This is a genomic window from Pseudomonas sp. PA-6-3C, assembly GCF_021605825.1.
Lineage (GTDB): Bacteria > Pseudomonadota > Gammaproteobacteria > Pseudomonadales > Pseudomonadaceae > Aquipseudomonas > Aquipseudomonas edaphica.
This window is the reverse complement of sequence record NZ_WKDV01000029.1, coordinates 27,773-43,920: the sequence shown is the minus strand read 5'-3', so window position 1 is coordinate 43,920 and position 16,148 is coordinate 27,773. Positions and strand designations below refer to the sequence as shown.

The 16,148-nt window shown below is 60.1% G+C and carries 17 protein-coding genes and 1 pseudogene; 9 read left to right on the top strand and 9 right to left on the bottom strand.

Going from position 1 to position 16,148, the window contains the following annotated elements:
* Window positions 1-39: 39 nt before the first annotated feature.
* Window positions 40-855 (top strand): alpha/beta fold hydrolase, encoded by an 816-nt coding sequence (locus tag GIW48_RS19305; protein ID WP_017136839.1) that lies wholly within the window; start codon window positions 40-42, stop codon window positions 853-855.
* The gene (locus tag GIW48_RS19300) at window positions 845-1,978 is read left to right on the top strand and encodes a PAS domain-containing sensor histidine kinase (RefSeq protein WP_169987773.1); all 1,134 of its coding nucleotides are present in this window, start codon (window positions 845-847) and stop codon (window positions 1,976-1,978) included. Before GIW48_RS19305 ends, GIW48_RS19300 begins: the two co-directional genes overlap by 11 nt.
* On the opposite strand, the gene dapF is transcribed toward GIW48_RS19300, so the two are convergent.
* On the bottom strand, window positions 1,975-2,778 hold the full coding sequence (gene dapF / locus GIW48_RS19295) for a diaminopimelate epimerase (protein ID WP_236461337.1): 804 nt from the start codon (window positions 2,776-2,778) through the stop codon (window positions 1,975-1,977). The two genes, GIW48_RS19300 and dapF, sit on opposite strands and share 4 nt — an antisense overlap.
* Before the next feature lie 104 nt (window positions 2,779-2,882).
* On the opposite strand from dapF, the gene GIW48_RS19290 reads away from it, so the two are divergent.
* Together GIW48_RS19290 and GIW48_RS19285 are read left to right on the top strand one after the other, a co-directional pair.
* Window positions 2,883-3,911, top strand: coding sequence for an alginate lyase family protein (locus tag GIW48_RS19290; protein ID WP_236461338.1), 1,029 nt, complete (start codon window positions 2,883-2,885; stop codon window positions 3,909-3,911).
* A 42-nt stretch (window positions 3,912-3,953) separates the two neighbouring features.
* The gene (locus GIW48_RS19285; protein ID WP_017136843.1) at window positions 3,954-4,514 is read left to right on the top strand and encodes an AAA family ATPase; all 561 of its coding nucleotides are present in this window, start codon (window positions 3,954-3,956) and stop codon (window positions 4,512-4,514) included.
* A 150-nt stretch (window positions 4,515-4,664) separates the two neighbouring features.
* Here GIW48_RS19285 and GIW48_RS19280 read toward each other — a convergent pair whose 3' ends face one another.
* On the bottom strand, window positions 4,665-6,248 hold the full coding sequence (locus tag GIW48_RS19280; protein WP_099547809.1) for a L,D-transpeptidase family protein: 1,584 nt from the start codon (window positions 6,246-6,248) through the stop codon (window positions 4,665-4,667).
* A gap of 41 nt (window positions 6,249-6,289) precedes the next feature.
* Here GIW48_RS19280 and GIW48_RS19275 point away from each other — a divergent pair, with 41 nt between their 5' ends.
* Window positions 6,290-7,003, top strand: a complete 714-nt coding sequence (locus GIW48_RS19275) for a murein L,D-transpeptidase catalytic domain family protein (protein WP_017136845.1) — start codon at window positions 6,290-6,292, stop codon at window positions 7,001-7,003.
* Window positions 7,004-7,033: 30 nt separating this feature from the next.
* A complete protein-coding gene (locus GIW48_RS19270; RefSeq protein WP_065912055.1) occupies window positions 7,034-7,780 on the top strand; it encodes a creatininase family protein in 747 nt (248 codons plus the stop codon).
* A gap of 53 nt (window positions 7,781-7,833) precedes the next feature.
* Here the strand turns inward: GIW48_RS19270 and GIW48_RS19265 are convergent, their stop codons facing one another.
* Both GIW48_RS19265 and GIW48_RS19260 read right to left on the bottom strand, forming a co-directional pair.
* On the bottom strand, window positions 7,834-8,175 hold the full coding sequence (locus GIW48_RS19265; RefSeq protein WP_017136847.1) for a hypothetical protein: 342 nt from the start codon (window positions 8,173-8,175) through the stop codon (window positions 7,834-7,836).
* Between the two features lie 33 nt (window positions 8,176-8,208).
* Complete coding sequence (locus GIW48_RS19260; protein WP_017136848.1) at window positions 8,209-8,853, bottom strand: hypothetical protein; 645 nt, start codon at window positions 8,851-8,853, stop codon at window positions 8,209-8,211.
* Window positions 8,854-8,996: 143 nt separating this feature from the next.
* On the opposite strand from GIW48_RS19260, the gene GIW48_RS19255 reads away from it, so the two are divergent.
* The gene (locus tag GIW48_RS19255) at window positions 8,997-9,242 is read left to right on the top strand and encodes a hypothetical protein (protein WP_017136849.1); all 246 of its coding nucleotides are present in this window, start codon (window positions 8,997-8,999) and stop codon (window positions 9,240-9,242) included.
* 3 nt (window positions 9,243-9,245) lie between these two features.
* Here GIW48_RS19255 and yfcF read toward each other — a convergent pair whose 3' ends face one another.
* Both yfcF and GIW48_RS19245 read right to left on the bottom strand, forming a co-directional pair.
* On the bottom strand, window positions 9,246-9,878 hold the full coding sequence (gene yfcF, locus GIW48_RS19250) for a glutathione transferase (protein WP_138452699.1): 633 nt from the start codon (window positions 9,876-9,878) through the stop codon (window positions 9,246-9,248).
* A 98-nt stretch (window positions 9,879-9,976) separates the two neighbouring features.
* A complete protein-coding gene (locus tag GIW48_RS19245) occupies window positions 9,977-10,855 on the bottom strand; it encodes a hypothetical protein (protein WP_225933049.1) in 879 nt (292 codons plus the stop codon).
* Between the two features lie 263 nt (window positions 10,856-11,118).
* On the opposite strand from GIW48_RS19245, the gene GIW48_RS19240 reads away from it, so the two are divergent.
* Window positions 11,119-12,558: a lipase family protein gene (locus GIW48_RS19240; protein ID WP_236461430.1), complete on the top strand. Its 1,440-nt coding sequence runs from the start codon at window positions 11,119-11,121 to the stop codon at window positions 12,556-12,558.
* A 41-nt stretch (window positions 12,559-12,599) separates the two neighbouring features.
* On the opposite strand, the gene GIW48_RS19235 is transcribed toward GIW48_RS19240, so the two are convergent.
* Window positions 12,600-13,142, bottom strand: a complete 543-nt coding sequence (locus GIW48_RS19235; RefSeq protein WP_026013690.1) for a DUF924 family protein — start codon at window positions 13,140-13,142, stop codon at window positions 12,600-12,602.
* A 326-nt stretch (window positions 13,143-13,468) separates the two neighbouring features.
* Window positions 13,469-14,074, bottom strand: coding sequence for a LysE family translocator (locus GIW48_RS19230; protein ID WP_236461426.1), 606 nt, complete (start codon window positions 14,072-14,074; stop codon window positions 13,469-13,471).
* Window positions 14,075-14,339: 265 nt separating this feature from the next.
* Here GIW48_RS19230 and GIW48_RS19225 point away from each other — a divergent pair.
* Window positions 14,340-14,714: pseudogene (locus tag GIW48_RS19225) on the top strand (GNAT family N-acetyltransferase); the annotation flags it as partial.
* A 3-nt stretch (window positions 14,715-14,717) separates the two neighbouring features.
* On the opposite strand, the gene GIW48_RS19220 reads toward GIW48_RS19225, so the two are convergent.
* Complete coding sequence (locus tag GIW48_RS19220) at window positions 14,718-16,037, bottom strand: OprD family porin (RefSeq protein ID WP_017136858.1); 1,320 nt, start codon at window positions 16,035-16,037, stop codon at window positions 14,718-14,720.
* Between the last annotated feature and the right edge of the window lie 111 nt (window positions 16,038-16,148).

Here is a 16,148-nt window from a genome sequence, read left to right as displayed (position 1 = left end):
TGCCCACACATATAGCAATGCGCCATAGCTGAGAACCCCATGAACCTAAAGCACCGCAACAACGTCAGTGTGATGGGCAACGGCACGGCGACCTTGGTGTTCTCCCACGGTTTCGGCTGCAACCAGGCCATGTGGAATTATATGACGCCGCACTTTACCGAGCGTTTTCGCGTCGTGATGTATGACTTGGTGGGGGCTGGCCTGTCGGACCTCAGCGCATTCGACAAGACCAAATATGCCGCGCTGGGCGGTTATGCCCGCGATTTAAACGAGATTATCGACGCTTTCGCCAGCGGCCCGGTGATCCTGGTCAGCCATTCGGTCAGCGCGATGATCGCCACCCTCGCCGACCGCCTGGCACCAGGCCGTATCGCCGCCCATGTGATGATCGGCCCGTCGCCACGCTATATCGACGACGTGGGCTACGTCGGCGGCTTCAAGCGCAGCGATATCGATGACCTGCTTGACACGCTCGACAGCAACTACCTGGGCTGGTCCAGCACCATGGCCCCCGTGATCATGGGCGCCCCCGAGCAACCGGCGTTGAGTGCCGAGCTGAGCGACAGTTTCTGCCGTACCGAACCGGACATCGCCAAGCAATTTGCGCGGGTGACCTTTATGTCGGACAACCGTAAGGACGTGATCGGCCTGACCACGCCCGTGCTGATCCTGCAATCACGTGACGACCTGATTGCACCCGTGGCGGTGGGCGAATACCTGCACAGCGTGCTGCCCAACAGCACCTATTGCCTGGTCGATAATGTCGGCCATTGCCCGCATATGAGCGCGCCCGAGGCCTGCACGAGGGCGATGGACAACTTCCTGGCGCCATGGGCCATGGCTGATGTCGGCTGATCTGTTCGACAGCGCCGCCTGTGCCCTGGCGGTGACGGCTGAAGACGGCACGATCCTGCGCGCCAACACGCTGCTCGGCCAATGGCTGGGGCTGCGCAGTGCCGAGCTGTGCGGGCGGCGGTTTCAGGATTTGCTGACCATGGGCGGGCGAATATTCCACCAGACCCACCTGACGCCGATGCTGCGCATGCGTGGCAGCGTCAGCGAAGTCAAACTCGACTTGGTGCACCACGACGGCCACAAAGTGACCGTACTGCTCAACGCCAGCGCCCGCGAACAGGCTGGCGCATTGGTACACGACCTGGCGCTGTTCGGTACCACCGACCGCGACAAGTACGAGCGCGAGCTGCTCAATGCGCGCAAGCTTGCCGAAGCCTTGTTGCAGGAACGCACCAGCACCGAATTGGCGCTGCATCAGGCCCAGGCGGAACTGAGCGAAGCCTATGCCATCGCCCAGCGCCGCGCGTTGTTTGCCGAGCAGATGGTGGCGATCGTCAGCCATGACTTGAAAAACCCACTGACCGCCATCCGCATGGCCACCGACATGCTTGCACGCAGCGAGCGCACGCCCAGGGAGCATCAGTTGCTGGGCCATATCGGCCAGTCCTCCGAGCGCGCCCAGCGAATGATTGCCGACCTGCTGGATTTCACCCAGGCCCGGGTCGGCCACGGGATCAGCATCAAGACCACACCCCTGGACCTGCACGGCGTGATCCGGCACGCCGTGGATGAACTGCGCGTGGCCTTTCCCAAGGCCACGTTAAAGCACCAGGCCGATGGTATAGGCCAAGCGTGCCTGGATGCCGACCGGGTGCAGCAGATCATTGGTAACCTGGTGGCCAACAGCGTGGCCTATGGCGACTTGTTGATGCCAATTACCATCACCTCACGCTTGGGCGAAGGTGGCTGCCAAGTGGCCGTGCATAACCACGGTGCCGCGATCCCGCAAACGCTGCTGGCCGGGCTGTTCGAGCCCATGACCCGAGGCACCGACCAGGGCAGCGAGGTGCGTAGCGTGGGGTTGGGCCTGTATATCGTGCGTGAACTGGCCAGGGCGCACGGTGGAGACGTGGCGGTGAGTTCCTGCGTCAACGAGGGCACGACCTTTACCGTAACGCTTTAAAGCAGGTACGCCGTGCCCTGCATGATCGGCTCGACACGGCCGGTCAACACCACACCGCCCTGCCCGTCCCACTGCACAGTGACCGTGCCACCGTCGCATTGCACCTGAACCGTGGCGTCCAGCAACCCGCGCCGAATCCCATTGACCACCGCGCCACAGCAGCAGGAGCCGGAACCCAGCGGCACACCCCCGCCGCGCTCCCAGATACGCAGGCGGATGTGGCTGCGGTCCAGCACCTGCACAAAATGCACATTGGTGTTGGCCGGGAACAGCGGATGGGTTTCCAGCGCCGGGCCCACGGCCGCCACGTCGATGGTGCTGATGTCGTCGATAAAATACGTGCAATGCGGGTTACCCATGCTGCAGGCGGCAGGCGCGCCATCGATGGGCAAGGTGCGGGTGTCCAGCGCGTCAGCCAGTGGTACGCCAGACCAGTCCAGCGAGGGCGCGCCCATGTCCACCGACACTTGCTGGCCGGCGGCCCGCACGCACGTCAGCAAGCCTCGATCCGTGCGCAATACAATGGCGTCGCGACCGGTCTCATGCATCAAGCGGTCGGCCACGCCGCGGGTGGCGCTGCCGCAGGTTTGCAGCGGCGTACCGTTGGGGTTCCAGAACTTGATGCGGGCCAGGGCGTCTTCGCAGTCGAGCACCACCGCCAGTTGGTTGAAGCCGATACCGGTGTGGCGGTTGCCCAGCCGCCGGGCGACCTGCGCAGTGATCGGGTCGTCCAGGCCACGGCGGTCGATGATGATGAAATCGTCGCCATGGGCATGCATCTTCACAAAGGGCAAGGTCATGGGCGGTCCTCGGTCGAGATCAGCCTGCAAGCATACGGGAGTTTCATCCAAGCCGTTTCAGCCGCGTGCTAGCGTTGGTACATCCTTATCCAACAGAACCGTCCATGAACAAAACCACCCTTGCCTTTACCTTGCTGCTGGCCGCGTTGCCCGCGGTGACGATGGCTGCAAGCCTTTGCCAACCTGCGTCGGCAAACCCGGCAGCCCACGCGCTGCTGGCCGCCGCCCAACGGCATTTGGCCGACCAGCCTGCGCCATTGCCGCAGGTGCACACCGAAGGCACCCTGCCGAACCATGGCATTCGCGAGCAAAGCCTGGTTGCCGAAAAGGACTGGCCGCTGATGCGCCAGGCGGCGCTGGTCTGGCGCATCAGCGGTGACCCGCGTTACCTCAGGCAAGTCGACGACTACCTCGCCGCCTGGGCCGATGTCTACCAGCCGGATTTCAACCCCATCGACGAAACCAATCTCGATATGCTGATCACGGCCTATGCGCTTACCGCCGACCACCTGCGCCTGGAAACCCGCGCCGCCAGCCGCCGTTTGATCAGCAAGCTGGGCAATGGCTACATCGCGCATATCGAACAATTCCACGGCCAGAAAAAAGGCACCCAGACCAATAACTGGCAGAGCCACCGCATCAAGTTGGTGACCCTCGCCGCCGCCGCACTCAACGACCAGGCCATGCTTGAGCACGCTCATCAACTGTTTAAACAGCAAGTGGCCGATAACATCCTGCCTGACGGTTCGGTCACCGACTTCCAGGACCGCGACGCCCTGCATTACGTGGCCTACGACCTTGAACCGCTGGTGCAGGCCGCACTGGCGGCCAAGGCCTACGGCGGCGACTGGCTGAGCCTTAAGAGCAATGGTGCGTCGCTGGGCGCCGCCCTCGACTGGCTGGTGCCTTACGCCACTGGGCAACGCAGCCACCAGGAGTTCGTGCACACCCACGTTCAGTTCGACAAAGACCGTGCCACAGTAGGCGAAGCCGGTTACAGCGGCACCTGGGATGCCAAAAGCAGCGCGACGCTGTTCTGGCTGGCGGCGCAACTGGATAAACGCTACCTGCCCGTGGCCACACAACTGGCGGCCCACCCGGCCGATTGGATCAGCGCCTGCTATTTGAAGTAAGCGCGGCTAGACTGGCCGGGCGCCCTATTCAAAGGATTGACCATGCTTATTGTATTCAGCGGCCTGCCCGGCACCGGCAAGACCACGATTGCCAGCGAACTGGCACGTCGGATAAACGCGGTTTACCTGCGTATTGATGTGATTGAACAGGCGCTTCGGGATGCAAACGTACTGACCGGTGATGTGGGCGCCAGCGGTTATGGCGTGGCGAATGCGCTGGCATTGAGTAATTTGAGAATGGGGCAGACGGTGATTGCCGACTGTGTGAACCCGCTGAAGGAGAGCCGGGAGGCGTGGCAGGCCGTGGCGGCGACAGCGGGCGTCGAGATGCTTGATATTGAGGTGGTTTGCTCTGACCTGCTGGAACATCAGCGCCGGGTGGAGGGCCGCACGGGCGATATTGCCGGGTTGGTGCCGCCCTCCTGGCAGTCCGTTTCAGTACATGAATATGAGGCGTGGGCTGAGACGCCACTGACTGTCGACACTGCAAGTGTGACAGCCGCCGAGGCCGTCGAAGTGATCCTGGCACACATCACCCCTGTGGCGAGCGGGCTTACCGTGGCGAGCAGGCTTGCCCTGCGTTGGGCTGCGAAGCGGCCCTAATACAGTCACCGCGTTTTCTCAGAGACACATAAGCGTCTGGTTTTGGGACTGCTACGCAGCCCAACGCAGGGCAAGCCTGCTCGCCACAACAACCCCGTCTGCCACAACAAACCAGCTAGCCACAACAAGCCCGTCTGCCACAGTGAGTTTTTAGAGCACCGCTCCCATCGCCTTCACCAACACCGGGTCACGCCCATAAATATCCGGCGAGTACACCAACCCGCCTTGGCGATCGACTTCCACTGTCCAGTAACCCAACAGCACCGGCACTGGCGTGGCCAGCCTGAATTCATGGGTTGTGCCGGTGGCCAGCAATTCTTCGGTGCGCGTGCGTTCGGCCGGGGTTACCAGCAGGTCGCGCAGCATCATCGGCTGCTCAACCCGCACGCAGCCCGAACTGAATGCCCGTGGGCCTTTGGTAAACAGCGGCTGGCTCGGCGTGTCGTGCAAGTAAACGGAATAGGGGTTGGGAAAGCGCATCACGATGCGGCCCAGCGGGTTGCGCGGGCCGGCCTCCTGGCGCAGCAGAATGTTGCCGGGGTGCGACCAATCCACCTGGTCGGCCGTCAATGGGCGGCCCTGGGCGTCGAGCACTTGCAGGTTTTGCTGGCGCAGGTATTCGGGGTTGAGGCGGATGGCCGGGAGTTTGTCCTCACGCATGATCGTCGGCGGGATGGTCCACGTGGGGTTGAGGGTAAGCCGGGTAATGCGCGACTTGAGCAGCGGCGTCTGGCGTTCGGCACGCCCCACTTGCAGGCGGGTTTGCCACACCGGGATGCCGCTCTGGTAAACACTCAATTGCGCAGCCGCGACGTTAACCACGACACCTTCGGGTTCCAGGTCCTGAGCCAGCCAACGAAAACGTTCGAGGTTGATGCGCAACTGATCGCGGCGCATCGCCGGGCTGATATTGAGTTCGGCCACAGTACCCGTGCCTATCACACCGTCGGCCTGCAACGAGTGGCTGAGCTGGAAGGCCTTGACCGCCTTGACCAACTCGTCACGGTACTGCCGGCTGTTGCCCGTCGGCGCCTTGGCGAGATAACCACCGCTATATAAGCGCCGCGCCAGGTCGGGCACGCGCGGGTCCTCCATGCCTGGCTTGAGCAGCGGCCCGGTGGCGACCGGGTCCCAATGGGGCAACGGCTGCAGGCGCACAGTGGCGTAGGTATTGCGCAAGCTGCGGTACAGGTCGGCACTGGGGCGCGCCTGATCAAAGGCTTGCGCCATGTCTTGCAGGCCGGTGGTGGCAAAAGCCAGCACTTGGGTATTGGGGTCGAGGGTGGGTGGCTGGGAATGCCACAGCGGCTCGAAACGCGACTGTTGCAGGCGCCCGTAATGCAAATCCTGCAGGGCTTGCAGGTATTGCCGGCTGCTGCCGATATCGCTGCACAGCACGTTACCCGTGGCATCCACGGTAGGCAGGCTATAGTGGGTGGGGTCCAGGCCATCGTCGGCCAGCATCAGCAACTGAGATTGCAGAGTGTGGCGGCGCTCATCGGACCACAGCGTCACATTGCCCTGTTGCTGGTAGAACGCCTGCAAGCGCGCTTGGGTCGTTGCGTCTATCTGCGCGGCAAGGTTGGGGCAAACGCTGGGCAGTTCAGAAAGGGCCAACTGCACCGGGCTGGTCGAAACCACCGGCACAGCGTCCACCGGCAGCTCATCAGCTGTCGCGACCAGTGGTGCAACGAGCAGGCAAATGCTCAAGTAACATGCGTGTTTTTTGAACAATTGACTTAACTCCAATCCACAGCGGGGGGGATGTACTGTAGATGCTGACTTTAATATGCCGCGCCGGCTTGATCGCCATGACCCTGGCTACGCTGAGCAATGTTACGCTCGCCGCCACTGCCAACCCTCCTACTTTGTATAGCAGCCTGGCGCGCTCGGCTCCAGAACTCAATCCCACTGTACTGAAAAGCGCCCTGAGCGCGGTGCAATGCGCGGTCAATAACGGCGAGGAACGCTCGGATCGCCTGGCCGTCATTGACTACTCCCAGCCCTCTACCGCCCGTCGGCTGTGGATCTTCGACCTACGCAAGAGGTCCCTGGTACTGCGCGACCTGGTGGCCCATGGTGCCAAATCCGGGGAAAACTTTGCCACGCAATTCTCCAATCGGGAAGGCAGCCACCAATCCAGCCTGGGTTTGTTCCGCACCCAGGAGAGTTACTTGGGCACCCACGGCTACTCGTTGCGCATGGACGGCCTGGAGCCGGGCTTCAATGACCAGGCCCGCGACCGCGCACTGGTGATTCATGCGGCCGACTACGTCAACCCGGCGTGGAGCAAGCGCGAAGGCCGAATCGGCCGCAGCCAGGGTTGCCCGGCCGTGCGCCCGCAAGTAGCGCGCCAGGTGGTAGACAAACTCAAGGATGGGCAGTTCATGTTCTCCTGGTACCCGGACCAGCGCTGGCTGAAGTCGTCGACGTATCTCAACTGCAAACCCCAACAGGTGGCGAGTAGTCGTACAATCCGTGGTGGTTAGCCTGTCCCCACAGATAAAAGAGAGCGTCGCATGCTTCTACACACCTCCACCTGGATCGAAATCGGGCAGTTTCTGGAACGCAGCCGCACGGTGGTTATTCCCATTGGCTCCAACGAGCAGCATGGCCCCACCGGCCTATTGGGCACCGACTGGATGTGCCCGGAAATCATCGCCCACGAGGCGCAGAAAAACGCCGACATCCTGATCGGCCCGACCTTCAATATCGGTATGGCCCAGCACCACCTGGGTTTTCCCGGGACCATTTCCCTGCGCCCTTCCACCTTTATCGCTGCCATTGGCGATTGGGTGCGTTCATTGGCCGGGCATGGTTTCGAGAAAATCCTGTTCTTGAATGGTCACGGCGGCAATATCGCCACCATCGAGGCGGCCTTTTCCGAGCTGTACGCCGAAGCCAGCTACGCGCGCCGCCCGGCCGGGTTTGCACTCAAGCTGGTGAACTGGTGGGACCTGGAAGGCGTCAACGAACTGGCTCACCGCCAATTCCCGGTGGGCCACGGCAGCCACGCCACGCCGTCGGAAATTGCAGTGACGCAGTGGGCGTACCCAGAGTCGATCAAGTCGGCTGAGTATTCGCCACAAATCGCCAACACCGGGCCGATCCGCGAAGCGCTGGACTTTCGCGCACGCTTCCCCGACGGGCGCATGGGCTCTGATCCTGCGCTGGCGACGGTGGAAAAAGGCGGTGAGTTGGTGGCGTTGGCAGCCAAGGGGTTGGTCAACAGCGTGAACGCCTTCAGCAACGAAGCCAAACCCTAGGCCCACCATAAATCCAAATGTGGGAGCTGGCTTGAACGGTGTGAAGGCTCGGATTACTTGCAATCCTGTGCCGCCAACTCAAGCCGCGATGGCTTGATCGCCGACGCCAGTGGCTTACGCTCATACAGGAACACCTTGGTGCCGTCCTGGGACTTGTAGGCTTCCAGTACATCATCGGCGGCAATCTTGCTGGTCAACACCACTTTGGCATGACGCGAGTTCTGGGTCACCGTCGAGGTAATGCCGTGTTTTTCAAGCTTGGGCAACACGCACTGCACATAGCCTTCAGGGGTCTTATTGGTTTGCAGGGTCAAGCTCGGAGCGTTGGGAGCGGTGATACAACCGGTCAGCAACAAAGGAGCCGCAGCCAGGGCCGGAACGAAAAAAGCGCGCATATAAAATCCTGAGTATAAAAAGAAAAGTTCACATCAACTGGCGCTTACCAACGCCTTGAGCGACACATCGAACTGCTTCAACGCATCAAGCTGTACATCACGCTGCTGTTCAATCTGTGCGGCAATTTCCGGCACCGCCTTGTCATGCACCCACACAGACGGCACCTGTTTGTGCACCGAGCCTTCAGCCTTGGCGATGTATTGCAGGTTCGCGTCATAGAACCGTGCAACAAAGCGCGCCTCAACCTGATCGTTACGCTGGGTCAGCAGCTGGTTGTGGGTATCGAGCACCACCACCACATCCGGGTGCGCCTGCACCAATTCATCGAGGCTGCTATAGACCGTTACTGTAAGAAAAGTGCCCTGCAACGAACTCATTAACCAATCGATGGCCAGTTCCGGGTCGGAGCTGTTGACGAACGCTTCACGGATGCGCCCGTCGAGGGCATCCTTGGCGCCGTTCATGGCCATGGCGTGGTAGCGTTCAAGGTAGCTGAGGTTGTCGCGGGTGTTTTCGCTGTACAACACCCCCACCGATTGCGCGTGCCGCAGGGAGTCTACGCTACCGACGAGAGGCAGCAAATGGCTTGTACGCAGATCATCGGCAATCGCCGGGTTGGCCAGCACCGTGGTGCCGAGCATCAGTATCATCAGGCCCAGCTGGATTATCGTCCTCATCGCGCATTTCCTTGAACAGCGTGTCGATGGCGTGATTGTCCGCTTTTGGCGCAAAAACAGAACGTGTGATCCTTGATGGTGACTATCATTTGAACCGATAGTGTCAGGCAGCCTAACTCCATAAAACCTATAAGGACCACGCCATGAAGCCCCACCAGAAAACCTTCGACCGCATCCGCGAAGCCGTATTGCCGGAGTTTCGCGAGCGGGTCGCCGATTACCTGGTTGAATATGAGAACGTGCTGCAGGACGACACCGCAGACGCCGACCTGCGTTACGCCAGCGCCCAGCAACTGCTCGGTTACCTGCGCGGCTTGAACACCACGCGGGTGTTGGGCATGGCCGATTGGGAAGACCTGGGCCGGCGTGTGGCCCAGGAATGGCTGTAACCCCTAGAGCGCCGGGCGGTGCAGGTTGACCCAGGCCTGCACGGAAGGCCGCTGCCATTGGTGTTGTGCATAGGCCACCAACTCGGCGGGCACGTTGTCACCGTTGAGGATCAAACGGTTGAGCATCACCGCCAGGTCCACATCGACTATCGACCACGCACCGAACAGGTACAGCGGGTTGCCTGCCAATAACGCCTGTGCCGCCTGAATCAACTTGTGCGCGGCCGCCTCACCCGCAGGCGACAACGGCGGCATCTTCTGCCCATAGAACACCACCAGCGTCGAACGTTCCTGGCGAATAGCCTGCAAGTCGCTGCGCAACCACGCCTGAACCTGCCGCGCCCTCGCCCGCTGTTTTAAGTCCGTCGGGTATACCGTGGTCTGGGGGAAAGCCTCATCCAGGTATTCGCTGATTGCAGAGGACTCCGACAAGGCGAAGTCGCCTTCCACCAACGTGGGCACACGCTGAGTCAGGGACAGTTGGACAAATTCCGCTGCCTGGTTTTGCGCCGTGTCCAGGTCAAGGGTGACGGTTTCGAAGGTCATGCCCTTTTCCAGCAGGGTGACGAATACCGACATGGCGTAGGGGCTGGTGTATTGGGCATCCACGTAAAGGCGCAACGATGGTGAAGGCATAAAAGCTCTCCTTGGGTGAGAGACCACGCTACGAGATCGGCGCCCAGAAAGACAATGCGCTGTTTTTATAGGGGCATTCCTGGTGGGAATGCATACTTTTATCCAGCGCTCGCCAATACTTGATCAAATGCATAGCCCATCATGTTATTCAAGAACTTCTCTTGCCCATTGTCCACCGTGGTGCCTGAAACCTCAGTGGTGGTAAGTTCAATATCACTGAATGCGATCACTCGGCCCATCGTGCCGCCTACCAACCAAAAAAGCACATAAGCACCAAAAGTAGCCAACACCTTGCTGCCTGGGGGAAGTTGTGTTGCAGTCATTGCAAGTGATGCAGACCCCTTGATTGTCACGCCTGAAGAGTTGCCGAAATAGCTGCTCAAGTTTTCCGTTGTGGAAGACAAGCCACTGTAAACCCCCACAACAGGCACGCCAGCAAGCGTACCGGTATGCCCAAATCGCTGTAAAACATTCAACATGCCTACAGCGGCGCCATTATCACAGGCTAACAGTAAGACGCCGCCTAGCGCTGCATATTCTTTCAACCTATCTGCTTGTGCCACGGTAAAACTACTATTATGTAACCCGACAGACAGCACATCATATTTAGCCTTCAATTCAGCAGCCGTTATAGAGGGAGCAACAATATCTGCCGCGGCATCAATAGCGTCTACAGACTGGATTTTATTATAAGTCCCGTTGGGTCCGTAATTTGCGGGCTCTTTAACCTGCGCCATCAAATTGGGGTAACTTGAATTACCAATGGCGACACTCGTAAAACCAAACTTTATAACCTGCAACTTTACTGGCTTGGTCACGGCCGCAGTCGCCGCCGAACAACAATGACGGTGCACATGAACATGCACGTGTATATGCACATCCTCACCATGATTGGAGCAGCCCGCAGGGTCTTTATCACACTCATCAGTTACAACAGTGCAACATACGTCACTCGGAGGGTTGGTTGAATCAGACATGATCAAGACTCCTATTGCCTAAAAGCACTTCTTCCAGCCTCAACGCATCGGGCAGAGGCTGACCTTCAGGCACTACACAGCCATTCCAAGGCTGCGTCTACTGTCAGAACTAACAGGCTCCTCGCCAAAAGGTGGCTGACCACGATAAAGGCATTCCTGGCGGAAACAGGCGACTTAGTGGCAATATCACATCGTTTAGCCTCCCCGCAAACCAGCTCCCACACTCGCAACACTCACCCATGGCTTTCAAGGAAGATAAGCTTATGAAACAAGCAGTTGTGGTTATCCACGGCATCGGCGAACAGCGCCCAATGGACACGCTACGCGGCTTCGTCGAAGCGATGATCCCTGCCGCCCCGCCCGATGGCACACCGTTTTACTGGAGCAAGCCAGACCGGCTTTCGCGCAATTTCGATCTGCGCGTACTGAAGTCGTCAGGTCGCACCTCCACGGACTTCTATGAATACTACTGGGCCCACAAGATGCAGGGCACCAAGGTCGGTCACCTACTGGGCTGGCTATGGGATATTTTCAAACGCCCGCGCCGTGACATTCCCGAGGCCATCGTGCCGATCTGGCGCACCACGCGCTGGACGCTGATGGTGCTCCTGCTGCTGATTGCCAGTGGCACTCTAGCCACGGCCTGGGGCGGGTTCGAGCCCAGTGACAATCCGTTCGCACTGTTGCCACTGCTGCTTGGCGCCATCGGGCTAGGGTTGCGCTATTCAGCGCTGTCTTACCTCGGCGATGCGGCGCGCTACTTGAGTCCCAACCCGCAGAACGTGGTGATTCGCGAACAGATCCGCGCAGACGGGGTGGCGTTGCTGCGCGCCCTGCACAACCAGGGCGACTACGACCGTATCATCGTCGTCGGCCACAGCCTGGGCAGCGTGATTGCTTACGACATCGTCGGTTACCTGTGGCATGAACACCACGACCAATTGACCCAAGTGATCCCCAGCAACCGCGAGCTGGCCAACCGTTATGCCGCCAATGCCACGTTGCAACCGGTGATTAATGATGCATTGCCCAACGCCGGCGCCGCCCTCGATGGCAGCCTGGGCAGCACCTTGAGGTTCCGCGAGCAGCAGGCCCAGGCATTTATCGAGCAACGCGGCCTGGGCAATCCGTGGCGCATCAGCGACCTGGTCACCGTCGGCAGCCCGATGGCCCACGCCAGCCTGTTGTTGGGCCGCAGTGTGAGTGACTTCAAAAAACGCATTGAACGCCGCGAAGCGCCGGCCTGCCCACCGACCGAAGACACCAAGGGCTATGGCTATAACGCACGCAAGCCAGTGATGCTTGGGCAAAAACCGTTTACCCCGCAGTACCTGCACCATGCTGCGGCGTTTGCCGTGACGCGCTGGACCAACCTCTACTTTCCCGCGCCCTACGGCTTGTTTGGCGATATCGTCGGCGGCCCGGTCAAGCCGGTGATGGGTGCAGGCGTGCTGGATTTACCCGTCACCGTAGGCACCTGGAAAGGCTGGCTCGCCCGCTCCTGGCTGAGCCACACCCATTACTGGAGCGAGCGCGGCGGTGCCCAGGGTTACCTCGGCACGCTCACTCAGGATGACAGCGCAATCAGCCATGGCCAGCGCCCGTCGGCCACCGAAGCCTTGCGCTGGGCGGTCGACCTCAAGGGGTTGCGGCGCTTTCGTCCGGTGGGCGCCAAGGCAGCCTTGGCACCCACCGAGGTCTAGGAGGCCCATGATCGCTCCCACGCAATGGGAACGATCACGGCCTAGCCGGCGAAACCACCGGCCTTGAGAAACTCATGCTCGGGTTGGGTGGTTGCCCTGGCCAATACCGCGTTGCGATGGGGAAACCGCCCAAACCGTTCAATGATATCCGCGTGTTCCTTGGCCCAATGGTAGGTGCTGGCATCCAAATACTGGTTCAGCGCCAGCGAACGCTGCTGGTCCGCCGGATCTTCGGAATGTTCAAACGGCAGATAACAGAAGGCGCGCAGTTCGGGCTCGATCTGTTGATCCAACCCGGCGTCCACCGCCCGCCGCGCATACAAACGCGCCAGCGGGTCGGTGGCAAACATATGTGCCGTGCCGCGAAACGCATTGCGCGGGTATTGATCCAGCAAAATCAGCAAGGCCAGCGCACCCTGCGCCGAATCCAGCCAGCTTTCCAACTCACGCCGGGCGGCTTGCATATGCGTGGCGTGAAAGGTCTCGCGAAAGGCTGCGTCAAACGCGTCGTCCTTGGCGAACCAGCGTTTTGGCCCTGCCTGCTTCCAGAACGCGATCACTGCCTCGGCGGATTGTTCGTTCATGCTCGTCATCGTCCTCTCCAACACTTAACACAAAAAAAGCCGCACAGACTTCATCATCGACGTCGGCGATATCCATCAAGTGTCCCACATGGGCTGCGCAAGCTTGCGCGCGGTCGCACCATTGCACATAGGGTTTACCTGATGATCCACCGTCTTGCCCAGGTTTTCAGCGACTCCAATAGCCAAGTGCGCAACAAGCTGTCGGGTACAACATCAACGGGATCTTTGTCGCCAACTGCGCGATCTCGGTGATGCTGTACCGCTGGAAAAGCCTTGATGCCATTGAGCTCAAGCGCCCTGTGGCCTGAAACTGCGCGCCACCGGGTTCAAGGCGCAATAACGTGCAGGTAGAACGCGTGAAACATGAAATACGCACACCCGGCCAACGCCAGCCCCATGCAGCGGTTGAACCAGGTAAACGCCGCCGCCCCGTTGATCCGCCGCCCCAACAGTGCGCCCAACAATGCGTAAACCCACGGCGCGCCGACCGCCCCCAGCCCCAGCAAGGCCGATACGCCAAAGATCGAGACCCCGGTAATATGCGCCGCCGGCAACATCACGCTGGTGATTGGCAACACCGCGACGATGCCCTTGGGGTTGAGCAACTGGATCACCAGGCCATTCCAGAAGGTCAAGGTTTTGGCAGGCGTGCTTGGGGCGTCATCCACCTCGGTACGTGCGGTGAACACCTGGTAGGCGAGGTACAGCGTGTACACGCCGCCAATCAAAGAAATATACGGCAATGCCGCCTGGGAAATGATCGCTTCGCCGGTGTAGCCAAACAGCACGAACATCAGCAGCATCGCGCACCCCACGCCGATGTAGAAACCGCTGGAGCGACGCAATTTGCCCGTAAGCCCGGCATTGAGGCCCATCAAATTGACCGGACCGGGGCTGTACATGACGCTGAACGCGTAAAGGAAAATGTCCATGGCGAACCTGCAGTAGAAGAAGTCGGGCGAGTCTACTGAGCGGGGTGGTGCGCAATCTTGAACGTTTGTGGTTGATTGGCGCACACGTGGCGAGGGAGCTTGCTCCCGCTGGGCTGCGCAGCAGTCCCGAAGCCACACTCTGTAGTGAGTCCCTGGGCGCCCGCTACACATTAAATCGGGGCCGCTGCGCGCCCCAGCGGGAGCAAGCTCCCTCGCCACAGGTAGAGTGTCAGCCGGCCAAACGATAGAATCATCCAATGCGGTCAGATTTTTGACCCGGCTTGTCAGCGAATGGGAAAACGGCACCCTGCGGTTTGACAAACCTGGTGAGTGCCTATTGGGCGTGTTTCGTCACGACCTGTTGATTGCGATCGGAGGTGTTTCACGTGATCCGTACTCCAATCCAGACACCGGCCGGTTACGCCGAGTGTACGTTGCCCCCTCAATGCGCAGACACAACGTTGGCAAGGCGCTGGTGCAACGGTTATTGGAACACGCAGCGGCACATTTTCAACAGGTGCACCTGACCACCGATACACCAGAAGCCGCAGCGTTTTATCTGCGCTGCGGCTTTCATCAGATAACCAATGGCACAGCAACCCACGCGAAATCGCTTGTGCCGGGCGTCACCGGACCTTGAGCCTTACATCAACGGAATCGAGTAATTCACAAATACCCGGTTCTGGTCCTGGTCCCGCGCGACTTCGCTGCGCGACACGCCATTGCGCCAGCCGAACCCGACGTTCTTGAACGGGCCGCTTTGCACCACGTAGTCCAGGGAGATATCCCGTTCCCATTCGCTGGCGTTGTTGCCGCTGGCGGTGAGGATGTGGTCGCCCTTCAAGTACATCACCGACGCTTTCAGGCCGGGCACGCCGAGCGCGACGAAGTCGTAGGCGTATTGGGCAAAGGCCGTGCGTTCACCGGCCTGGATAAACGTTTGCACGGTACGATCGGTGTAGAGGTACAGGCTGGAGCCGCCCTCCCCTTTATTCACCAGCCCGCCCTGGTTGAGTTGGGCGAAGTTGCTGTCGTCCGAGACTTGCTGATAACCGGCGGTAATGGCGTGCGGGCCGAGCGAATAGATGAACGCGGCGCTCCAGGTGTTGTTGTCGATCTCCCCCGTGCCGTTCTTGGTATAGCCGCTGAACTTATAGCCTTCTGCACGGCCGGCGGCGCTGCTGTTTTTGCCGTCGGAGGTGGTCTTGAAATAACGCAGATCGGTTTTCAGTGAGCCGTAGTCACCCAACGGCAACACATGGATCAGCCCGGCAAAGTGTTGTTGGTAATAGTCTTCAAGGTTGGCGTAGTAGTACTGCACCAGCAGGTCCTTGTTTACTTGATAGTCGGCACCGGCGTAGTTGAATTTATTGCTTTCCTGGGTGCCGCCTGCCGCTGCCAGGCCACTGCGGTCGCTGGACCCGCGGCCGGTGGTGTGTTGCAGTTGGCCGCCAATCAAGGTCAGGTTGTCGATGTCTTTACTGGTGATCTGCCCACCTTCGAAAGACTGTGGCAACAGACGGCCATCGTTGCTCACCAGAATCGGCAGGTTTGGGCGCAGGTAGCCGTAGCGCAGCTCGCTCTTGGCGAAACGCGCCTTGGCGGTCGCACCGCCACGGGCCCAGCTGTCGGCAGCTTTGCCGTCATCGTTGGGGATCATCGAGCTGCCGACATGGCGGCCGGCACCACTGTCGAGGGTCAGGCCGAGCATGCCGATAGCATCCAGGCCAAAGCCTACGGTGCCGTCGGTAAAGCCCGACTGGTAGTTGAGAATAAAGGCCTGGCCCCACTCTTCGGTCTTCGACGGCGCGGCGGTGCCGTCGCGGTTATCGTTGTTGAAATAGAAGTTACGCATGTTCAGGTTGGCTTTGCTGTCGTTCAGAAAGTCAGCCGAGGCCAAGGGGCTCAGGGCAATGCCCAAGCCGCCGGTCAATACGCTTAAAACATTCAAAGTGGCTTTCATCAAGGCGAACTCCGGCGCGGAATCCAAGTTCCGGGCGCAAAAAAGGGCAGCAGGATGCACACGACCAAACGTGAGTGGGTCGCTGCGTTAACTAACGTTCAATTACCTGGT